The sequence below is a fragment of the Indolivaga macrotermitis genome, from assembly GCF_900128985.1.
In the GTDB taxonomy this organism is placed as follows: Bacteria; Bacteroidota; Bacteroidia; order Bacteroidales; family Dysgonomonadaceae; genus Dysgonomonas_A; species Dysgonomonas_A macrotermitis.
The window spans coordinates 19,095-40,062 of sequence record NZ_FQUC01000001.1 but is presented as its reverse complement, the minus strand read 5'-3'; the positions used below and the strand labels follow the sequence as shown (position 1 = coordinate 40,062).

The window sequence follows — 20,968 nt, the reverse complement described above, 5'->3', positions numbered from 1 at the left end:
CTTTGTTTTATTCCAAAACGGCTATATTTTCAATGAGAATCATCTTTTCCTTCATCCTGTCTCTATTTATAATGAGTCCTGTGTTTGCTACAACACGGCTCGACTCGCTATTGATGGAACTGGACAAAATTATGGAAAAGGAATATACCATTCCCAAAGAGAACTATCTTGAAAAGCTAAAAACCCAGTTCAGAAACCAGAACCTACTGATAGAAGACCGGTATCTTATATGCCAGAACCTAGCCAAAGAATACGAGACTTTTGTTTGCGATTCTGCAATTACATATTCGAATACGGCAGTCGCTCTTGCTGAAGAAACAGGTAATAAGAACTGGATCAATGACAGTAAAATACAGCTGGCACGAAGCGAAGCCCGTGCCGGAATGTTTGATAAGGCTATAAAGATACTCAACACCATAAAGAGAGATGAGCTGATGAAACACCAGCTTGTAGACTATTACCGTACTTACTGCGATTCGTATGTGTATTGGTTGGAATATCAGGATGGCTATGATATCGGGGAACTTGTAAGGCAAAGGGAAACTTATCAGGATTCCTTATTACAGGCTGTAGAACCCAATACTTTCGAATATGCCGTAAATTACGGAATCCGGTATATTGAGACTAAAGATTTCAAGAATGCCGAAAGAGTTCTGTTCGCTAATTTTGACAAAGTCAGACCCGACACACAGGAATACGCACTAATCACCTCTATTCTGGCTTATTACTATGAGCAGAAAGGTGATAGAGAAAAGCAAAAAGAATATCTCGCCATGTCTGCTATTGCGGATGTAAAAGTCCCTATCAAAGAGAATCTGTCTCTCCGTTCACTGGCTGTTTTACTATTCGGCGATAATGACGTCAACCGTGCAAACCGATATATAAAGAAGAGCCTCGATGATGCTAATTTTTACAATGCACGGCTGCGGAATATTCAGACCGCTAAGCTCCTGCCGATTATCGACAAAGCTTACCAGCTAGACAGGGAAGCACAGGAGAATAAGCTAAAATTACTACTAGTCGTAGTTAGTATTTTGTCTGTAATCCTACTCATCGTTATTGCTTTTGTTGTGCTCCAGATGAAACGGTTGTCTAAAGCAAAACAGTATATCGAGGAGATGAACTCACGTTTGAATGAGTTGAACCGGGTTTTAAAAGAGACCAACAGTAAACAACAGCAAACCAATATCTCTTTGGCTGAGGCAAATCATATCAAAGAGCAATTTATCAGTAACTTCCTCGAGATATGCACTGAATATATCGAAAAGCTGGAAGCCTTCAAAGTAACAGTCAGCAGGAAGATAAAATCGGGACAAACCGCCGATTTAATCAAGTTAACATCGAAAAGCGACAATTCTGTTCAGGAGCAAAAAGAGTTGTACGCCAATTTCGACAAAGCTTTCCTTAATATATATCCCGGGTTTATTGAAGAGTTTAATAACCTGCTTCGTCCGGAGGAACGTTATCCTGAGAATAAAGAGCACTCGTTAAATCAGGAACTGCGTATATTCGCCCTCATAAGATTAGGGATCAAGGATACTAACAAGATCGCTACATTCTTAAACTACACTCCCCGTACAGTTTACAACTACCGCAGTAAGATCAAAGCGAAAGCCTTGAATACAAATGAAGATTTAGAAGAAACAGTAAAGTATATTTGCTCCGATAAAACCTAAGAAAACCTCATTATCCACCCTCCATCTTAAATTGGGCATTTACTTTACTTAACACGTAATAGCCGTATTAACGGCTATAATTCAACAAATTACGCAAAATATCATTTTGTTAATTTTTACCTTGCGTTTACTTATATATGTAAACGTAATGGTTCTCTTCTAATTTTGTTTTAATCCGTTAATCTTACAGGTACATAAACTGAGATAATCTCGAAAGTTCGTAACCTAAACTAGTCAGTTAAAATTTAATTAACTAATACACATGAAGAAGAATTTAAAAAGTAACAAAAAAACACATCTTTTTTTGTCCATTCTTTTCTCCCTATTGTCATTTAGTGTATTCGCCCAACAGCATACAGTAAAAGGGATTGTTAAGGACGAAACAGGAGAACCTATTATTGGAGTAAGCGTTACAGTCAAAGGTACTACCAATGGTGTAATAACCGACGTAGATGGAAACTTTACCCTACAGAAGGTAAACCCTAATGCTACGATCGTTTTTTCTTATATTACCTATCTCACTCAGGAAATAACCTATCAGGGACAACCTCAACTTATAGTAACTCTGATCGAAGACAGTAAAAAGCTGGACGAAGTAGTTGTTATCGGTTACGGGCAGGTTCGTAAAGGAGATGCTACAGGTGCCTTGACAAACATCAAGGCTGATGCAGCATCGAGAGGTTTTGCTCCTAACGCTCAGGATATGCTTACCGGAAAAGTCGCCGGGGTAGCAATTACCAGCGAAGGAGGGTCTCCCAGTGGAGGAGCATCTATACGTATCCGTGGAGGATCATCCCTTTCGGCCAGTAATGACCCGCTGATCGTTGTCGATGGTGTATTTATCGACAATCAGGGATTAGGCGGTGTAGGCAATATACTAAGTACAATCAACCCGACTGATATCGAATCTTTCACTGTATTGAAAGATGCATCAGCTACGGCTATTTATGGATCCCGTGCTTCGAACGGGGTAATTCTTATTACAACGAAAAGGGGAACCGATGGAAAAATGCGTATCACATACGATGGTAATGTTTCCGTTAGTACTCCCAAAAAGAAAATCGATGTATTAAGTGGTGATGACTTCCGTGCATTTATTAAGGAGTCGTTTTCAGGCTTATCCAACTACGATGAGATGTTGGGTAAGCTGGGAACGGCCAATACCAACTGGCAGGATGAGATCCTGCGTACAACATTCAATACCGAACATAACCTGAGCGTATACGGCACAGCAAACAAAGTTCTGCCATACAGGGTTTCGTTCGGTTATACAAATCTGAACGGTATACTCAAGACCTCAAAAATGGAAAGATATACCGCCAGCTTTTCTCTAACCCCTACTCTATTGGACGACCATCTGAAGATCAGTGTTAACGGACGTGGAATGTATGTCAACAACCGCTTTGCTGACCAGAATTCCCTTGGAGCTGCTTTAGTTATGGATCCTTCACAAAGTGTGTATGACGAAAACAGTCCGTACGGAGGATTCTTCACATGGACAGGAAACGACAACAACATTATTCAGGTTGCGACCAAAAACCCTGTTTCGATGCTCGAAATGACCAAGGACAAATCGGATGTATACAATTTCATCGGAAATGCCCAGTTTGATTACAAATTACACTTTTTACCCGACCTTCGCCTGAATATGAACTTAGGAATGGATTACTCTAAAAGTGACGGAACCAAATGGATCTCCGAGTTTTCTCCTTCCGACTATGCATATGGCGGATATGATTCAAGCTGGGACCAGAAGAGACGGAACTCTACCATCGATTTATATGCACAATATGCTAAAGAGTTCGATTTCCTTGACAGCCGCTTCGACGTCATGGGCGGATACTCATGGCAACACTACTGGCGTTCGGGCAGCAATATCGGATACCGCATCACTCGTTACGATGAATATGGTAACCCAAAACTGGACAGCCAAAGCAATTACGAAACCGAACATTATATTGTTTCGTTCTTCGGACGTTTAAATTATAGTATCAAAGACCGTTACCTGTTGACTCTGACCTTACGTAATGACGGATCGTCGCGTTTCCACAAAGACAATCGCTGGTCACTGTTCCCATCTGTAGCTTTAGCATGGCGAATGACTGAAGAAAGCTTCCTCAAAGAAGTAGATGCTATCAGCAACCTGAAACTTCGTTTAGGCTGGGGTATGACAGGACAACAGGATATCAATCTCGGAGATTACCCTTACATGCCTACATATATGCATGGTGTAGGTGATCAGGCTAGTTATATGCGAGGTTACAACAATGGAACTCCGGTGTGGGTATCGTTGCTTCGTCCCGAAGCCTTTAATCCCGATTTGAAATGGGAAACAACCACAACATACAATGCCGGTATCGATTATGGATTCCTGAATAACCGGATCGATGGGTCAATCGATATATATCACCGTAAAACAAAAGACCTTATCAATGCCGAGACTAAAACTACTGCCGGAACAAACTTCAAGGAGTATGTAGCCTCTAATATAGGTAATCTTGAAAATACAGGATTCGAATTTGCTATCAACGGACGCCCTATTGTAACAAAAGACCTTACATGGGAAATCGGCACCAACTTTGCTTACAACAAAAACAAAATCACCAAGCTTAGTGCCGGAAACGAAGCTGATGCTATACGCCGTGTAGGAATGAATATCCATATGGTTGGGCAGGCAGCCAATATGTATTATGTATACGAGCAAATATACGATGAGCAGGGCAAGCCTATCGAAGGCTTCTACAAAGACCTGAATAATGACGGACTTATAAATGAACAAGACTTGCGTCCGTATAAAAACCCATCGCCGGACTGGACAATTGGATTCAATACCAAAGTTATCTGGAAAGCATGGGATCTGTCTATTGCCGGACATGGTAGCCTCGGTAATTACAACTACAATGCTATTGCTGCAAACAATGCGGGATTGAGCGGAACATCTATTTATGCTAACGAATTCCTTTCGAACCGCGTAAGAAGTGCTTTCGATAGTAATTTCCAGACAGGCCAATCACTTTCAGACTATTATGTACAGGATGCTTCATTCTTCCGTATCGATAATATTGTACTGGGATGGTCTTTCAAGCAATCGAAACTATTCCCTCTTAGCGGCCGTATATACGGAACGGTACAGAACCCCTTTGTTTTCACTAAATACGACGGACTCGATCCCGAAGTTTTCGGAGGATATGACGGAAATGTCTATCCACGTCCTTTAACAATACTGTTTGGTGTAAACCTTAACTTTTAAACCTGCAAAATCATGAAAAAGATATATAGTTACTTATTAATATTTGCTTGTATATCGGTAGGATTCTCTTCCTGTATCAATGATCTGGATACCGAACCTCTTACTGATAGTACACTGACTCCCGAAAAGGCTTGGGAAGATCCCGACTCTTACGAACAGTTTCTTGCCAAAATATATGCAGGGCTTACGCTTTCGGGAAATGAAGGGCCTTCGGGTCTTCCTGATATGAATGCCGACGATCAGGGTGAAGCTACCTTCCTCAGATCGTACTGGAACCTCCAGCAACTCGGAACCGACGAAGTTATCGGAGCATGGGACAATGAGACCTTACGCGGATTACAGTTCTGCCAATGGACTTCGAGCAATAACTTTATTGCACTGAATTATACACGTATTTATCTGAACATTGCATACGCAAACGAATATCTGCGTGAGACAACGGACGAAAAGCTTAACAGCCGCAATGTCAGCAGTGACCTGAAAACAAAGATCGCAGGATTCAGAGCCGAAGCCAGAGCTTTACGTGCTATGAACTATTACTTCCTGATGGACTTGTATGCAAACATTCCGTTCATTGACGAAGATTTTGCTGTAGGAGCCAATGGTAATGTTGAACAGAAAGACCGTAAGTTTTTCTTCACATGGATTGAATCAGAACTTAAGGATATTGAAGGTAAACTTCCTGCGGCAGATAAAGCCCACTACGGAATGGTGAATGATCCTACTGCCTGGATGATCTTAGCTAAAATATACCTGAATGCCGAGGTTTATATCGGAGAACAAAAGTACGATGAGTGCCTGACCTACCTGAACAAGATATTGAATGCCGGTTTTACTCTAGACCCTACCTACAAGAATATGTTCGGGGCGGACAATGAAAAATCCCCGGAGATTATCTTCTCTTTAGTTTACGATGGCAATAGGGCAACAACCTATGGAGGTACAACATTCCTTTTGGCAGCTTCTTATAAATCGGACATGAATCCGGGAATCAATTTCGGGTTTACACAATCGTGGTCAGGTATCAGGGCTAAAGAATCTTTCTCTTCATTATTCAGTGGCGATGATAAGCGTGCTTTATTCTGGAAAGAAGGACGTACACAAGAAACTACCCAATGGTATGATTTTTCTTATGGCTGGTCTGTAATCAAATATACCAATATGAATAGCGATGGCACAGCAGGCTCCAACTCTCTGTTTGCCGATACCGATTTTCCGGTATACCGGCTTGCCGATGCTTACCTGATGTATGCAGAGGCTGTTCTTCGCGGAGGACAAGGCGGAACGAAAGAAAAAGCCCTCGAACTGATCAAAGAACTTCGTGACAGAGCCGGAATTCCGACTATCAGCAATTCAGAATTAACATTGGATTTTATTTTGGACGAACGTTCCAGAGAGCTTTACTGGGAAGGTCACAGACGTACAGACCTTATACGTTTCAATAAATTCACAAAGAATTACAACTGGCCTTGGAAGAACGGTATATACAACGGTGTTGCCAATATAGATGATAAATACAAAATCTATCCGATTCCATCCACCGAGTTGAGCGCGAATCTTAGCCTAAAACAAAATCCCGGTTATTAAAAACTAAAACCATATGAAAACATCTAAAATATATATTATTGCTATTCTGTCGCTACTAGGCTTTATCGCATGTAGTGACGACAATGATACATCGCCTGCGCTAACCAAGATTATACCCAGTACTATAGATAATTTTCCGGCCGGCGAATATATACTAAGCGAACCCGAAACAGGAAATCCGGTCATCTTTACGGTGACATGGACAGAAACCATGTTTCATCTGGATGGAAGTGCTAATCCGGTACCTGCTGCTCCCGTCAGTTATACATTGCAGATAGACAAAGCAGGCAATAATTTTGCATCACCTCAGGTATTGAGTGCAACATCTTCGTTATCTACGAATATTTATGTAGCAGACCTGAACAGCCTGTTAATAGATGGACTCGGCTTGACCCCGAATGTTTCTTCGGATGTAGAGTTAAGGCTTATAGCGAACTATGGGCAAAATCTGGCAGGTGAATCAATCTCCGCAAACACTATACCGCTAGCCATTACTCCATATGCTCCTACAGGAGACTTAAAACCTGTCTACCTGATCGGGGACATGAACGGATGGGATAACAGGAATACCGATTTCATTATGTTCCGTAATGACAGTGATCCTAAAAACAGGATTTATACCTATACCGGACGTATTCAAGCAGGATGCTATTTCAAATTTATACCTGAAGAGTCTTTGGGATCATACAAAGCCTATACCCGTAAAGACGATACTACATTGGAATATATAGAAAGTGACGGCGGCGCGTTTTATAACGAAACCGAAGGATATAAGACAATCACCATAAACCTTTCCGATATGACTTATACTATCGAAGACTACGATATGTCAGAGGCTACCCAATGGACAATGATCAACTTCGTAGGAGCATTCTGTAACTGGGGAGACGGAAATACTGATCCGGCTATGACTCCTACAACATACGATCCTCATATCTGGAAAATATCCTTGAACCTGTCTACTGTAGAATATGGCGTGAAGTTCCGTGCAAATCACAGTTGGGACAATCGCTGGTGTCCACCGAATCCGGATGCTGTTCCTTATGGTATCACCGAGTTTAACCCTGCCGGACATGATAACAACATATCATTAGCCGAACCGGGCGACTATAGTGTCGTATTTAACGACCTGACAGGACATTATGTAATCACAAAGAAATAAATGTTAAATCTTAAACGAACATGAAAAAAATACAATATATACTTTCTCTTCTCTGTGTGCTGGCTTTTTTGCCGGCATGCAGCGACGACGATTACAATACGGGGGATTCGACTCCAACTGTATCCGTAATCAGTAATCTGGAAACAACAGACTTTTCGCTGCCCGAATTTAAAGAAGGCGAGAATCCTTATTTATTCAGACTGAACTGGACAAAGACTAAATTCTTTTCAGAATCGGGAAACCCACTTTTCGTAGAGAATATAACATATGATATAGAAGCAGACCTGACTGACAATAATTTTGCCGACCCTAAGGTGATAGTATCAACCGGAGAGCTTTACACTGATATATATACCGAAACCTTGCGTACCCTTTTCAATGATCTGGCAGGAGCAGACAATGAAGAAGCACAAACCATTAGTATCAGGGTAAAAGCATCGGGAAACAATACTGCTGTTTATTCCGAACCGGTTTTATTGGTAATCACACCTTTTGTTGCGATAAAAGAACCTCCGTATGTATTCATTATAGGAGACATGAACGGATGGGATCCTAGTAATACTAGTTTCATCTTGTTCCGTAACGATAATGATGTCAACAACGGAGTATATACATATACCGGAAACTTCGGAGAAGGTTGCTGGCTCAAATTCTGTGCAGAAGAGTATTTGGGAGGTTATGACAAAATGTATTGTGCAGGAGAAGGTGGTGTTCTTGATTTTGGTGACGCCGGAGCATTCTTTATCGAAGGATATGCAACAGTGACTATCGATATAGTAAACATGACATGGAAAATCGACCCTTATGATGCTTCCGAAGCAAAAACATACTCAATGATGGGGCCTATCGGTGATTTCTGTGACTGGAACAATGAACCTTTGATGGACAAATCGGAATACGACGGACATCAATGGAACGGAACATTCACATTCGAAAACTCTACAACCGTCAAATTCAGAGGTGATAGGGATTGGGCTAACAACTGGGGAGCACAACCGTCTGATATACCTTACGGTCACGGGATATTTGATGGACCCGGAGCAGCAGTTCCTGCCGGAACATACCGCATATATTTCAATGATCTGACCGGTCATTATACAATCAAAAAACAAGCTGAATAACACCCTAAAATATTGACATATGAATACCATAAAAATATTTTTACTTGCTCTGCTCCCGTTTTTCTCACTTAACAGTTGCAGCGATGAAAATGAAGACAGATGGGTGGACATACCTAATACCGAAGTAAAACCGGTAACTGCCCACAATAAAGTTATATATGAAGTAAATGTACGTAACTATTCGGCGGAAGGAAACTTCGCAGGCCTGCAAAAAGACCTGCCACGCCTTAAAGAGCTAGGAGTAGACATCCTTTGGCTTATGCCTATACATCCGATAGGTGTCGAAAACCGTGAAGGTTCTTTAGGCAGCCCATATTCTGTAAAAGACTATAAAGCGATCAATCCGGATTATGGTACCACTACTGATTTCAAATCCCTCATCAGTGCCGCACATGCTGCCGATATGGAAATCTGGATAGACTGGGTTGCCAACCATACAGCATGGGATCACAGTTGGGTTACTGAACATCTGGATTATTATGCCGAAAAAGATGGACAACGCCCCTACTCTCCCGAAAACTGGTACGATGTTGTTCAACTTGATTATAACAATGCCAATATGCGTGCTGCGATGATAGACGCGATGAAATATTGGGTATCCGAATTCGACATTGATGGTTACAGATGTGATGCGGCAACTTTCGTTCCTCTTTCTTTCTGGAAAGAAGCCCGTCAACAGGTAGACGCCGTTAAAAAGATCACTTGGCTTTGCGAAGGTGATAATGCCAGTTATATGGAAGTGTTCGATTACGACTATGCATGGGGATTCAACACCGCAATGAATAATTTCGGAAGCAGCAATGACGTTACACAGCTTGTAGCCGATTGTCAGCTGCTATTCAATAACTCCGCTTATAAAGATAAAGGACGTATGGTTTATGTAACAAACCATGACCTCAATGCTCATGACGGAACAGAATTTACCCGTTACGGCAGTAGTGTTTTACCCCTCACCGTATTATCATTCACTATCTATGATATGCCTTTGATCTACAACGGTCAGGAGATAGGTATGAATAAAGCGATGAGCCTCTTCGAACCTTCTCCTGTTGAATGGGATCCGGCTAACAGGATATATGTAAACCTATTTAAAAAGCTGACTCAACTTAAACGCACTCAACCCGCACTCGAAGACGGTGCTAACAGAGGTGACCTGAAAATATATCCTACAAACAACGAGAAAGTATTCGTATACTCCCGTATAAAGGATAACAGCGAAGTCTTGGTAGTACTCAATCTGGGCAGGGTGGCTGTAAGATTTAAGTTCACAGAAGGTATCCCTTCCGGAAAATTCAAAGACTATCTGAATAATACCTATAAGGAATTCTCGGCAGAAGAAGGGATTACCTTACTGGAGAATGGTTATGCAATTTTTGTAAAATAATAAAGATCAGAATAGATGAAATTTAAAATTATTGTATCACTCTTTTCGTTTCTGGTATTTCTGTCGGCATGTTCGTCTCAGAAAACAACAGAAGCACAATCTCCTGATGGCAGTATTGTCTTAAATGTGGGAATAGACGAAGGACGATTGTACTATACCCTGAATAAAAAAGATAAACCTGTGTTAAATAAATCCTATCTGGGGTTTGAATTGAAAGACAGTTCTCTGAAGAATAATTTTCATATTGTCAGTACAGAGCAAAGCTCGTTCAGTGAAAAATGGGATCAGCCATGGGGTGAAGAAATTACTGTTAATAATACATACAACCAGTTAAAAATCAATATTGAAGAAAAAGACGGATTGAAAAGGCAATTTTCTGTCGTATTCCGTATTTTCAACGATGGATTCGGTTTCCGGTATGAATTTCCGGAACAGGAAAATCTGAAAGATTTTATCATCATGGATGAATTGACAGAGTTTTCTTTAGCCGGAGATCATAAAGCCTGGTCGATACCCTATGATACCGAATTCTATGAAGGCTTATATACGCCGTCTCCCGTAAGCCAACTGGATACTGTTTGTGGTCCGTTAACGATGGAGACAGCCGATGGACAGTTTCTGGCAATCCATGAAGCTAATCTAACCGATTATGCTGCCATGAATTTATTTCCCGAGAATAAATCTACTGTATTGCGTACCTATCTTACGCCGTGGTCTACAGGGGAAAAGGTATTCATGAAAGCCCCTCATACAACACCTTGGCGTACAATGATAATAGTCGATAGTGCTGGCGATTTATTACTGTCAAGATTAATGTTAAATCTGAATGAGCCTTCGAAAATAGAAGATACATCATGGATTCAACCAGGACGATATATTGGTATCTGGTGGGGAATGCATATGAAGAAATACACTTGGGAAGAAGGACCTAAACATGGGGCAACTACCGAAAATACAATCCGTTATATAGATTTTGCAGCAAAACATAATTTTCAGGGAGTGTTAGTCGAAGGTTGGAACAAAGGCTGGGAAGACTGGAAATCTTTCGAATTTACAACCCCATATTCCGATTTCGATATTGCCAAAATAACAGATTATGCTGCTGCTAAAAATGTGAAACTGATAGGACACCACGAAACCGGAGGGAGTACCCTGAACTACGAAAAGCAAATGGATTCTGCTTTCGCATATTATGAAAAATATGGAGTAAATGCTGTGAAGACAGGATATGTAGGAGGTAAACTCGATGGAAAAGAAATGCATAGCAGTCAATATGGCGTTCGCCATTACCGTAAGGTTATAGAAACTGCTGCTCAGCACCATATCATGATAGATAATCACGAACCGGTGATGCCTACAGGGCTGCAACGTACCTACCCTAACCTGATGACTCAGGAAGGTGTACGGGGACAGGAATGGAATGCATGGTCTAAAGACGGAGGAAACCCTCCTGAACATACGACTATTATTCCTTTTACCAGAGGACTGGCAGCGCCAACCGATTTTACACCTGTGATATTCAATTTCGACAATCCGGTATTACCACAAACGAGGGTACGTACAACATTGGCTAAACAGCTCGCTTTGTTCGTCGTATTATACAGCCCATTGCAAATGGCTGCTGATATGATCGAGAATTACGAGAATAATCCGGCACCATTCGAATTTATTACCAGTTGCCCTGTTAACTGGTCTAAAACAATAATACCACATGCCAAAATAGGTGAATATATAACTATTGCCCGAAAAGACCGTAACAGTGAAAACTGGTATGTAGGAAGCATAACTAACGCCGATAAACGACAATTGACACTGAATCTGGACTTTTTAGAAAAAGGAGCAAAATACAAGGCTAAGATTTTCAAAGATGGAGCTAATGCCGATTATGAAAGCAATCCATATCCTGTGGATATCGAAGAAATCGAAGTTACTTCAGATTCGAAAATAGATTTGAATTTAGCCAGAAGCGGAGGTTCTGCTATTATCATCCAAAAGCTGTAATTTAGAAAAGTCTCTATTTCGAAACAATTATCAAGAGAGTGTCTTAAATGAGATGCTCTCTTTTTATATGTAATTATGCATAAAGAAAAAGCAGTCTATGTTTATTACTCTGGATTTGCAGCATCTATTCATTAATAAATATTAATAATATCGATTGAACATCGGTATCAGAGAAAATTAATATAAGTTTATTAACTAATAACCTTGTTGAAAAAGATATACCTTAAATACTAATTTATAAGGATACAATTTTATAACTATGTTGCAACCAACTTTTAACAAAATGCCCCGTATTGAGGTCGTTGATGCTTTAAGAGGATTTGCCGTTATGGCTATCCTACTAGTTCATAGTATCGAACATTTCATTTTTCCGGTTTACCCCGATCCTGCGAATATGCCTCATTGGCTGAACATATTAGACCAGGGTGTGATGGATGTTGTATTTGCACTCTTTGCGGGTAAATCATATGCTATCTTCGCTCTGCTCTTTGGGTTTACTTTCTATATACAATATACCAACCAACGGCTGAAAGGAAATGATTTCGGTTACCGTTTTTTGTGGCGTCTACTGTTATTAGTCGGTTTTGCGACTATCAATGCTGCTTTTTTTCCTGCGGGTGATGTATTGCTACTGTTTGCTATTGTAGGTGTTTTCCTTTTTATTGTAAGAAAATGGAGTAATAAAGCCATCCTTATCTTTGCCGTAATACTACTGATACAGCCTGTGGAATGGTTTCATTATGTTGCCAGCCTAATCAACACTTCATATACTTTACCCGATTTAGGTGTCGGAGCAATGTATAATGAAGTTGCCGAATATACAAAGGAAGGTAATTATGGTAAGTTCTTTCTCGGAAATATTACATTAGGACAAAAAGCGAGTCTCTTTTGGGCTATCGGTGCGGGTCGTTTTCTGCAAACGGCAGGACTGTTTATGATTGGCTTGTTGATTGGCCGAAAACAGTTTTTTGTCAGTTCCGAAGAAAATATACGTTTCTGGATTAAAACTTTGATTATTGCTTCTGTTTTATTCAGCCCTTTATATGTTCTGAAAGTGCAAGTTCATGAAAATGGCAGTTCCGAAATGATCAAACAAACAGTAGGAGTGGTATTTGATATGTGGCAGAAATTTGCATTTACATTTGTACTGATTTCTTCTTTCGTATTACTGTATCAAACAGATAAGTTTAAGAAAATTACTTCGAATCTGCGTTATTACGGTAAAATGAGTATGACTAATTATATTACCCAATCTATTATAGGCGCTTTCATTTATTTCCCGATAGGTCTGTATCTCGCTCCATATTGCGGATATACATTAAGCCTAATTGTCGGTATAGTAATTATAATTGTTCAGGTCCGGTTTTCCAAATGGTGGCTTAAAACGCATAAACAAGGTATATTCGAAAGTTTGTGGCATAAATTGACATGGCTGGGAGGTAAGAAATAGTATATATTCATTATTTCTGATCTTTATACTCCTTAATCATTCTTTTACATACCTGTTTTGATATATCTCGTAAAATTCTTCTTTCGGAATCGGCGCATCAATATGTTTCTTTCATTTAATGAAAGAGACATAATCATTAATTTTAAAATAAGAATCTGCCTAAATATCTAATCTTCATTTGGCTTTATTTACAGAAACTCTTAATTTTATATCTGAAGGAAATTCAACCTAAATAAAACTATGACAAAAGCCAAAGCATACCTATTATTCATATTTACCTTAATCATTCCGTCCATAATACACGGTCAGCAATTGATTCCTGTAGGCGAAGGTTGGGCTAATAATTCAATCAATACAACTGTTTTCCGGAAAAACTCTCTGGTTACTCATAATAATACCCAATTTATTGCCTATTATGATCCGGATGGATACATGGTATTGGGAAAACGGGATATCACTTCCACAGAATGGAGCCTGCACAAATCCCAATACAAAGGAAAAGTAACCGATGCACACAATTCTATCAGTATTATGGTCGATGGAGACGGCTATCTACATGTATCGTGGAATCATCACGGAGACCCTCTGAGCTACGCTAAAGGAACTATGCCTTATGGTCTTGAATTAACCAAAAAACTTCCCATGACCGGAATATCCGAGAATAATGTCACATACCCAGAGTTCTTTAAAATGGGCGACGGTAGTTTGATATTTATGTATAGAGACGGGCAATCGGGACAAGGAAACCTTGTGATTAATAAATATGATTGTAAATCAAAAATATGGTCTCAGATACAAAATAATCTTATCGACGGAGAAAACAAGAGAAATGCTTATTGGCAGGCTTGTGTCGACAACAAGGGAGCTATCCATATCTCATGGGTATGGCGCGAGACTCCCGATGTAGCAACCAACCATGACTTGTGTTACGCCCGTTCGTCGGACGGTGGCATAACATGGGAAAACTCGAAATCGGAAAAATACTCGCTGCCCATAACAGCTACTACTGCTGAGATTGTTTGTCATATTCCACAAAACAGTGAACTGATAAACCAAACCTCAATGAGTACCGATAACGAGGGGAAACCATATATAGCATCGTATTGGAGAACAGAAAATTCGGATGTACCTCAATACCATGTTGTATATCACGATGGAAAGGAGTGGCACGATCTGAATTTAGGTTTCAGGAATACTCCGTTTTCTTTGAAAGGACACGGAACCAAAAGGATACCCATCTCGCGCCCGCAAATTATAGCCAAACAAGAGAGGGAAAAGACTTCCTTATATCTTCTGTTCCGTGACGAAGAACGAGGAGAAAAAGCTTCGGTAGCCATCTGCAAAGATTTGAACAATAAGAAATGGGAAATAAAAGACCTGACCAATTTTCCGGTTAATGCATGGGAGCCATCATATGATACCGAATTGTGGCGGACACAGCAAAAACTACACGTATTTGTGCAAAAAGTGGAACAAATCGACGGAGAAAAAACCGCCGATGTTACATCTCAACCCGTTCAGGTACTCGAAGTAGAAATCAACATTAAATAATCGTACTTACCATTACCCTCAATATGAAAAGCAAAAAGATTTTATTACTATTCACATTCCTTTATTTATCGGGTATTATTATAGCCAAACAAAGAGTTAAACCTTGTTATATAACTCGATCTGATATGATAGAACTAATAAAAAAAGTAAACGGTTATTGGCAATCCGCAAATCCTGACTCGGCCAATGCTTTCTGGCATCCGGCTGCTTACCATACAGGTAATATGGCCGCCTATGAAATAACTAAAAACGAAAGTTACAGAGCATACTCAGAGACTTGGGCTGAACACAATGAATGGAAAGGTGCTAAATCCACTAATAAATCCGAATGGAAGTATACTCCTTACGGAGAGTCCGACGACTTTGTCCTGTTTGGCGATTGGCAGATCTGTTTTCAGGTATATGCGGACCTTTATAATATGGATAAAGAAAAAGACGAACAGAAAATAGCCCGGGCTAAAGAAGTAATGGAATACCAGATATCGTTACCGAATAACGATTTCTGGTGGTGGGCCGATGGGTTATACATGGTTATGCCTGTAATGACCAAGCTTCACAAAATAACCGGAGACCAATTATATCTCGATAAACTATATGAATACTTTTCGTATGCCAAGAACCTGATGTACGATGATGAAAGTAAGTTATTCTATCGTGATGCTAAATATATTTACCCGAAACACAAAACATCTTCAGGTAAGAAGGACTTCTGGGCAAGAGGCAATGGATGGGTATTTGCCGGATTAGCAAAAGTATTAAAAGATTTACCCAAGAATGATCCACATAGAGCCGAATATATCCAAATCTATCAGGACATAGCAAAATCCTTAGCCGAATCCCAACAGGAAGAAGGCTACTGGACCCGCAGCATCCTCGATCCGGAACATGCTCTGGGATACGAAACCAGTGGTACAGCTTTCTTTACCTATGGATACTTATGGGGTATCAACAATGGGTATTTGGATAACTCTCAGTATAAACCAGTTGTAGATAAAGCATGGAAATATCTGACCGAAACGGCTCTCCAACCGGACGGAAAAATAGGATATGTACAACCTATCGGTGAAAGAGCCGATCAACACAAGAATGTAGGACCGGATACTACTGCCGACTTTGGAGTGGGTGCGTTTCTACTCGCCACTTCCGAAATGTATAAATATATAAAAGAGTAAACATATGAGAAAACTGATTCTTTTATTCTCAGCCGCATTCTTTTTTTGCCTGATAGCAAAAGCTCAGGACAACAATGCAAAGAATAACATAACAGACGACCGCACTTACTGGACCAGTACTTTATATAAGATAGCAGAACCTGTACTCAGTAATATGAGCAAAGGTGAACTTGCGAAGAATATGCAATTAGAGGTAAGCCCCACATGGGATGGACGCGACAGTCGAGTCACGTATATGGAATGTTTCGGGCGCCTGATGTCGGGATTAGCACCATGGCTCAGTCTGCCGGACGACAATACAGCGGAAGGTGTACAAAGAAAACAACTCAGGGAATGGGCATTGAAAAGCTATGTACATGCCGTCGATCCAGATAGTCCCGATTATCTGCTATGGCGAAACGAAGGGCAACCGTTAGTCGACGCTGCTTATATTGCCAGTAGTTTTCTCCGTGCTCCGAAACAGTTATGGGAACCATTGGACGAATTGACTAAGAAAAGATATATAGAAGAGTTTCAACAATTAAGGCGCATAGAACCGCCTTATACAAACTGGCTGCTGTTTTCGGCCGTTGTAGAAACATTCCTGATGTCTGTAAATGCTCAGTTCGATACATACCGCATATCATCGGCACTTCACAAGATTGATGAATGGTACGTGGGTGATGGATGGTATTCCGATGGCGAACATTTCGCTTTTGATTATTACAACAGCTACGTAATACAGCCAATGTATATCCTTGTGCTACAAAGTCTGGCTGACAGGAAAATATATCTATGGAGAAAAAATCAAGACGGGATGAGAGCCCATCTAGAAACCGCGACCAAACGTATGCAACGCTTCGGCATTATATTGGAACGCTTTGTCTCTCCCGAAGGATCTTTTCCTGTATTCGGGCGGTCTATGACTTACCGTATGGGTGTATTTCAACCTCTCGCTCTGCTTTCGTGGAAAGAAAACCTGCCAGAGGAATTATCCGAAGGACAGGTTCGCAGTGCTCTTACCTGCGTCATGAAACGTATGTTTTCTCAAGAAGGTAATTTTAATGACAAAGGGTTCTTACAGCTGGGTTTCGCAGGACATCAACCCGACCTCGCCGATTGGTATACAAACAACGGAAGCCTGTACATTACTTCCGAAGTTTTCCTACCTTTGGGTTTACCTGCCAATCACTCTTTCTGGACATCGCCTGCAGAAGACTGGACATCTAAAAAAGCATGGGAAGGAAAAAGCTTTCCAAAAGATCACTCTATAAGCTACTGACAAATAAAATCTCGATAAAAACAGCCTCCCTTTGTAAATAGAAGGGAGGCTGTTTTGTTCCATATAGTCTGGAAATCTAACCCTTAGTATAAAAAAGAGAACCAATCTAATATCTATTAAACTCTGATGAACTAATCGGATTGCAATATGTTGATTTATTTTATAAACATTCGGATATAAGGTTCTGATTAAACCGATTGTTAAAAAAGAAGTCCAAGCATATACATATAAACAAATATAAAAGTAAAGGATATGAATAATAAACGGAGATACTCATTTGTAATAGTAGCAGTATTGCTGACATTGAATCTTTTATCTGCATGTAAGAATAATTCGAACGGCAAACCCAGTGATGATAATCAGATAAGTGATTCAACACAAACTAAAAGAGGATCGGCTACTCCGGACAAAAGCAATGATGCAGAACTAAAAGCTTTATTAGCCGAAACAGTAGATAAGTTTACCCAGCGGGAATACAAAGATCCTCAGACCGGGAAAACAATGTCATACAATCTCTTTATACCTGAAGGATATGATAAAAATAAACAATACCCATTGGTTTTATTTATAGCCGATGCCAGTACAGCAGGAAAAGACACAAAATATCCATTGATACAAGGATACGGAGCCGGAGTATGGGCTACAGCTAAAGAACAAGCTAAACATCCAAGTTTTATCCTTGTACCTCAATATACCGTTAAAGCAGTTAATGATGACTTCGAAACTTCTGATGAGGTGGAAATGACAATTCGCCTATTAGAGCAAGTAACCGGTCAATATTCCATCGATAAAAACAGGCTTTATACTACCGGGCAATCGATGGGTGGTATGATGTCTATGTATTTCAATATAGCCCACCCCGGTCTTTTCGCTGCTTCTATTTATGTAGGTTGTCAATGGGATACTTCTAAAATGGCAGGTTTTGCCAAAGATAAGTTCTTTTATATTGTAGCAGCCGGAGACGAAAAAACGCCCAAAGGTATGGCTGCATTGAAAACAGTTTTAGAAAATAAAGGAGCAAAAATAAGTAGCGCAGAATGGAGTGCAAAACTACCTCGCGAAGAACAGGAAAGTAAGGTACAGGAACTATTAGCAAAAGGGAATAGTATCAACTTCGTAACATTTACATTAGGAAGCGTACAACCTGAAGACGGTTCGGGTAACGAACACATGAATTCATTCGATTATGCTTATAAATTGGAGGGTGTCAGAGATTGGCTTTTTAAGCAAACCAAGAATAAATAATTCAAAAAAGAATTCGCTCAATCCCCTTGTCATTTAATAATATATTTCCTTATACCTGTTCTCAACCGAAGTTATAGAAGATTTGAACAGGTTATATCAGTTGAAAATACTATAATATAACAGAAGGATTAAGTACATTCTCAATATCCCCATGTCTTAAAATATCCGCAATGACCTTTTCAATACAATCTCTTGTCAATTCTCTAACAAAGAGGTCTGGAGATGGGAGATAGAGCCCATTTAGATTATTTCCTGATTTTTCATCTTGAAGAATAGCTGAATTTAGAAACTTGTATGTCCAGACATTAATTCCATAATGTCTTCCATCAGGCAAATCTACCTGAATATTGCAAAACTCATTCTCTACATCTGAACCTGAATAATCTACATTTTCAAACTCAAGCCATAGTTCAAAATCTTCCATCTTATTTGTTCTTGTTATTATTAAGAACCCAATATAACAAAAAGGTCATCAAAATGATGACCTTTTTGTTTCTAAGTGACCCCGGAGAGATGATATTATGAAATAATGTATATGCTTAAAAATCAAACCGATATATCATGAAATAACATATAGCATTAATATACAAATATATATACAATTAAAACCGATATAAATTAATTAATTCTAATAAAAACGGATTATAGATTAATTTCTAAGTAATTTTGTATAGCACTTAGAAATTAGAATATGGAAATAAAAAAATACAAGACAAGGTTTAGCTTAATTTCTTCAGGTAAAAATAGTGAAGAAAAACAGGTATTCCTAGTGGCAACAATAGAAGGTATTGAAGTATTCTATTATTCAGGATATCGCGTATCTCCAAAAAACTTTATAAAAAAAAGTAAAGAAAACTATATTGAACAGATTAAGAAAAACACATTCAATAAGGACGGCGATTCTTCTTCAACGATAAATGCCCGAATAAGAGAATTGGAAAATGCGTCATTGATCGTATATGAGCAAAACTTCAAGGGCCGAGATGTTGAATTTTCAAAAGATAAGTTTAAACGATTACTACAGATTCAATTGAATGAATTGGATGAAAAAGAGGAGCCCGGCGGTATGTTAGGATTACAATTTTTTGATGCTTATGAGAAATATAAAGTTGAATCTAAAGTCTCAGACGGGCGTCGCCGGCACTATGCTGCAGATATAAATCGATTGAGGGAATATGGAAAAACAAAAAAGAATCCATTGACTTTTGAGAATTTAAATATTCTCGATTACAATAAATATATATCAAAAGGCAGAGCTTCTAATACTGTTGTTACGATAATGAAGAGGCTGAAAGGTTTCTTTAGTTATTGCAAGATGGAATCGATAATAAAAGAATCTCCTTTTGACAGGATTAATTTCGCATCCAAGATCGGCACCGAAATATATGATGAGCCAGTTTGTATGACCAGAGAAGAATTGAGTAAGTTGTACAATAAGAAGATGCCTGATTCAATATCGGAACTGGTTCGGGATATGTTTTGTTTACAGGCTGCTTTTGGTTGCCGTGTAGGGGATTTTGTACGGCTGACTTATGATAATATTCAAGATGGAACTTTAGTTTATTTTCCGGCTAAAACACGAGGTTTCGTCAATAAAGTTGTTGTTCCAATCTCGAATAGAGCGAACGAAATTTTGAATAAATATAAAGGTAAAGGGGATAATGGTCTTATTATGCCCTTTGTACATCCAAATGATTATAATGAACAATTGAAGTTGGTTTTTCGAATTGCTGAATTAAAGCGTAAAGTCATACAATTTAACAGAGACACTGAAAAAGAAGAAGTGTTTATACTTCATGATATAGCATCTTCCCATTTGGCCAGGCGTACATTTGTAGATATTCTTTGTCAAGCTGGAGAGCCAATTCATGTTGTAGCTTCGATGTCCGGGCATTCGGAAAATTCAAAAGCATTTGATCGATACAGAAGGCGTCCGGAACAATTGCAAAAAGAAGCTGTTAAGAGATCAATGGACTGATGCCTTTTTTCTCTTCTATCTGGTACTCGAGTAGTGCTATTTCTTGCTCGAGTGCTGAAATTTTACTATTTGCCTCCTGCAATTGCTTGCGAAGAGAAGCTATTATTTTATCTTTTTCGTCCATTGGTTA

At 39.5% G+C, this 20,968-nt stretch carries 15 protein-coding genes; 13 read left to right on the top strand and 2 right to left on the bottom strand.

Annotated features, from left to right (window positions below; all coding sequences use genetic code 11):
- The first annotated feature begins 32 nt into the window (after nt 1-32).
- The 12 genes from BUC12_RS00235 (at nt 33) to BUC12_RS00180 (ending at nt 18,860) form a co-directional block, all read left to right on the top strand.
- Nucleotides 33-1,676, top strand: coding sequence for a DUF6377 domain-containing protein (locus BUC12_RS00235; RefSeq protein ID WP_062175179.1), 1,644 nt, complete (start codon nt 33-35; stop codon nt 1,674-1,676).
- A gap of 262 nt (nt 1,677-1,938) precedes the next feature.
- Nucleotides 1,939-4,926 (top strand): SusC/RagA family TonB-linked outer membrane protein, encoded by a 2,988-nt coding sequence (locus BUC12_RS00230; protein ID WP_062175178.1) that lies wholly within the window; start codon nt 1,939-1,941, stop codon nt 4,924-4,926.
- Nucleotides 4,927-4,938: 12 nt separating this feature from the next.
- Nucleotides 4,939-6,513, top strand: coding sequence for a RagB/SusD family nutrient uptake outer membrane protein (locus tag BUC12_RS00225; RefSeq protein ID WP_062175177.1), 1,575 nt, complete (start codon nt 4,939-4,941; stop codon nt 6,511-6,513).
- A 13-nt stretch (nt 6,514-6,526) separates the two neighbouring features.
- Nucleotides 6,527-7,675, top strand: a complete 1,149-nt coding sequence (locus BUC12_RS00220; RefSeq protein ID WP_062175176.1) for a SusE domain-containing protein — start codon at nt 6,527-6,529, stop codon at nt 7,673-7,675.
- A gap of 20 nt (nt 7,676-7,695) precedes the next feature.
- Nucleotides 7,696-8,796, top strand: coding sequence for a SusE domain-containing protein (locus BUC12_RS00215; protein ID WP_062175175.1), 1,101 nt, complete (start codon nt 7,696-7,698; stop codon nt 8,794-8,796).
- A 19-nt stretch (nt 8,797-8,815) separates the two neighbouring features.
- On the top strand, nt 8,816-10,180 hold the full coding sequence (locus tag BUC12_RS00210; RefSeq protein WP_062175174.1) for an alpha-amylase family glycosyl hydrolase: 1,365 nt from the start codon (nt 8,816-8,818) through the stop codon (nt 10,178-10,180).
- Nucleotides 10,181-10,195: 15 nt separating this feature from the next.
- Nucleotides 10,196-12,181, top strand: a complete 1,986-nt coding sequence (locus tag BUC12_RS00205; RefSeq protein ID WP_062175173.1) for a glycoside hydrolase family 97 protein — start codon at nt 10,196-10,198, stop codon at nt 12,179-12,181.
- Nucleotides 12,182-12,440: 259 nt separating this feature from the next.
- Nucleotides 12,441-13,631, top strand: coding sequence for a DUF418 domain-containing protein (locus tag BUC12_RS00200; RefSeq protein WP_062175172.1), 1,191 nt, complete (start codon nt 12,441-12,443; stop codon nt 13,629-13,631).
- 240 nt (nt 13,632-13,871) lie between these two features.
- Nucleotides 13,872-15,182 carry an alpha-l-rhamnosidase gene (locus BUC12_RS00195; protein ID WP_062175171.1) on the top strand — a complete coding sequence of 437 codons (1,311 nt, stop codon included), beginning with the start codon at nt 13,872-13,874 and terminating at the stop codon, nt 15,180-15,182.
- Nucleotides 15,183-15,205: 23 nt separating this feature from the next.
- A complete protein-coding gene (locus BUC12_RS00190; RefSeq protein ID WP_062175170.1) occupies nt 15,206-16,354 on the top strand; it encodes a glycoside hydrolase family 88/105 protein in 1,149 nt (382 codons plus the stop codon).
- Between the two features lie 4 nt (nt 16,355-16,358).
- Nucleotides 16,359-17,615, top strand: a complete 1,257-nt coding sequence (locus BUC12_RS00185) for a DUF2264 domain-containing protein (protein ID WP_082141835.1) — start codon at nt 16,359-16,361, stop codon at nt 17,613-17,615.
- Nucleotides 17,616-17,867: 252 nt separating this feature from the next.
- Entirely contained in the window at nt 17,868-18,860 is a 993-nt protein-coding gene (locus BUC12_RS00180) for a carboxylesterase family protein (RefSeq protein ID WP_062175169.1), read from the top strand.
- Nucleotides 18,861-18,969: 109 nt separating this feature from the next.
- On the opposite strand, the gene BUC12_RS00175 is transcribed toward BUC12_RS00180, so the two are convergent.
- Nucleotides 18,970-19,284: a hypothetical protein gene (locus tag BUC12_RS00175; protein WP_062175168.1), complete on the bottom strand. Its 315-nt coding sequence runs from the start codon at nt 19,282-19,284 to the stop codon at nt 18,970-18,972.
- A 267-nt stretch (nt 19,285-19,551) separates the two neighbouring features.
- Between BUC12_RS00175 and BUC12_RS00170 the strand changes: the two genes are divergently transcribed.
- Nucleotides 19,552-20,838: a tyrosine-type recombinase/integrase gene (locus BUC12_RS00170; protein WP_062175167.1), complete on the top strand. Its 1,287-nt coding sequence runs from the start codon at nt 19,552-19,554 to the stop codon at nt 20,836-20,838.
- On the opposite strand, the gene BUC12_RS19950 is transcribed toward BUC12_RS00170, so the two are convergent.
- Nucleotides 20,819-20,962, bottom strand: a complete 144-nt coding sequence (locus tag BUC12_RS19950) for a hypothetical protein (protein WP_175552595.1) — start codon at nt 20,960-20,962, stop codon at nt 20,819-20,821. The genes BUC12_RS00170 and BUC12_RS19950 overlap by 20 nt on opposite strands.
- Nucleotides 20,963-20,968 lie beyond the last annotated feature (6 nt).

Bases quoted from the DNA above. Each gene is read 5' to 3' on its own strand.
- BUC12_RS00235 (WP_062175179.1), top strand. From the start codon at position 33: ATGAGAATCATCTTTTCCTTCATCCTGTCTCTATTTATAATGAGTCCT.
- BUC12_RS00230 (WP_062175178.1), top strand. From the start codon at position 1,939: ATGAAGAAGAATTTAAAAAGTAACAAAAAAACACATCTTTTTTTGTCC.
- BUC12_RS00225 (WP_062175177.1), top strand. From the start codon at position 4,939: ATGAAAAAGATATATAGTTACTTATTAATATTTGCTTGTATATCGGTA.
- BUC12_RS00220 (WP_062175176.1), top strand. From the start codon at position 6,527: ATGAAAACATCTAAAATATATATTATTGCTATTCTGTCGCTACTAGGC.
- BUC12_RS00215 (WP_062175175.1), top strand. From the start codon at position 7,696: ATGAAAAAAATACAATATATACTTTCTCTTCTCTGTGTGCTGGCTTTT.
- BUC12_RS00210 (WP_062175174.1), top strand. From the start codon at position 8,816: ATGAATACCATAAAAATATTTTTACTTGCTCTGCTCCCGTTTTTCTCA.
- BUC12_RS00205 (WP_062175173.1), top strand. From the start codon at position 10,196: ATGAAATTTAAAATTATTGTATCACTCTTTTCGTTTCTGGTATTTCTG.
- BUC12_RS00200 (WP_062175172.1), top strand. From the start codon at position 12,441: ATGTTGCAACCAACTTTTAACAAAATGCCCCGTATTGAGGTCGTTGAT.
- BUC12_RS00195 (WP_062175171.1), top strand. From the start codon at position 13,872: ATGACAAAAGCCAAAGCATACCTATTATTCATATTTACCTTAATCATT.
- BUC12_RS00190 (WP_062175170.1), top strand. From the start codon at position 15,206: ATGAAAAGCAAAAAGATTTTATTACTATTCACATTCCTTTATTTATCG.
- BUC12_RS00185 (WP_082141835.1), top strand. From the start codon at position 16,359: ATGAGAAAACTGATTCTTTTATTCTCAGCCGCATTCTTTTTTTGCCTG.
- BUC12_RS00180 (WP_062175169.1), top strand. From the start codon at position 17,868: ATGAATAATAAACGGAGATACTCATTTGTAATAGTAGCAGTATTGCTG.
- BUC12_RS00175 (WP_062175168.1), bottom strand. From the start codon at position 19,284: ATGGAAGATTTTGAACTATGGCTTGAGTTTGAAAATGTAGATTATTCA.
- BUC12_RS00170 (WP_062175167.1), top strand. From the start codon at position 19,552: ATGGAAATAAAAAAATACAAGACAAGGTTTAGCTTAATTTCTTCAGGT.
- BUC12_RS19950 (WP_175552595.1), bottom strand. From the start codon at position 20,962: ATGGACGAAAAAGATAAAATAATAGCTTCTCTTCGCAAGCAATTGCAG.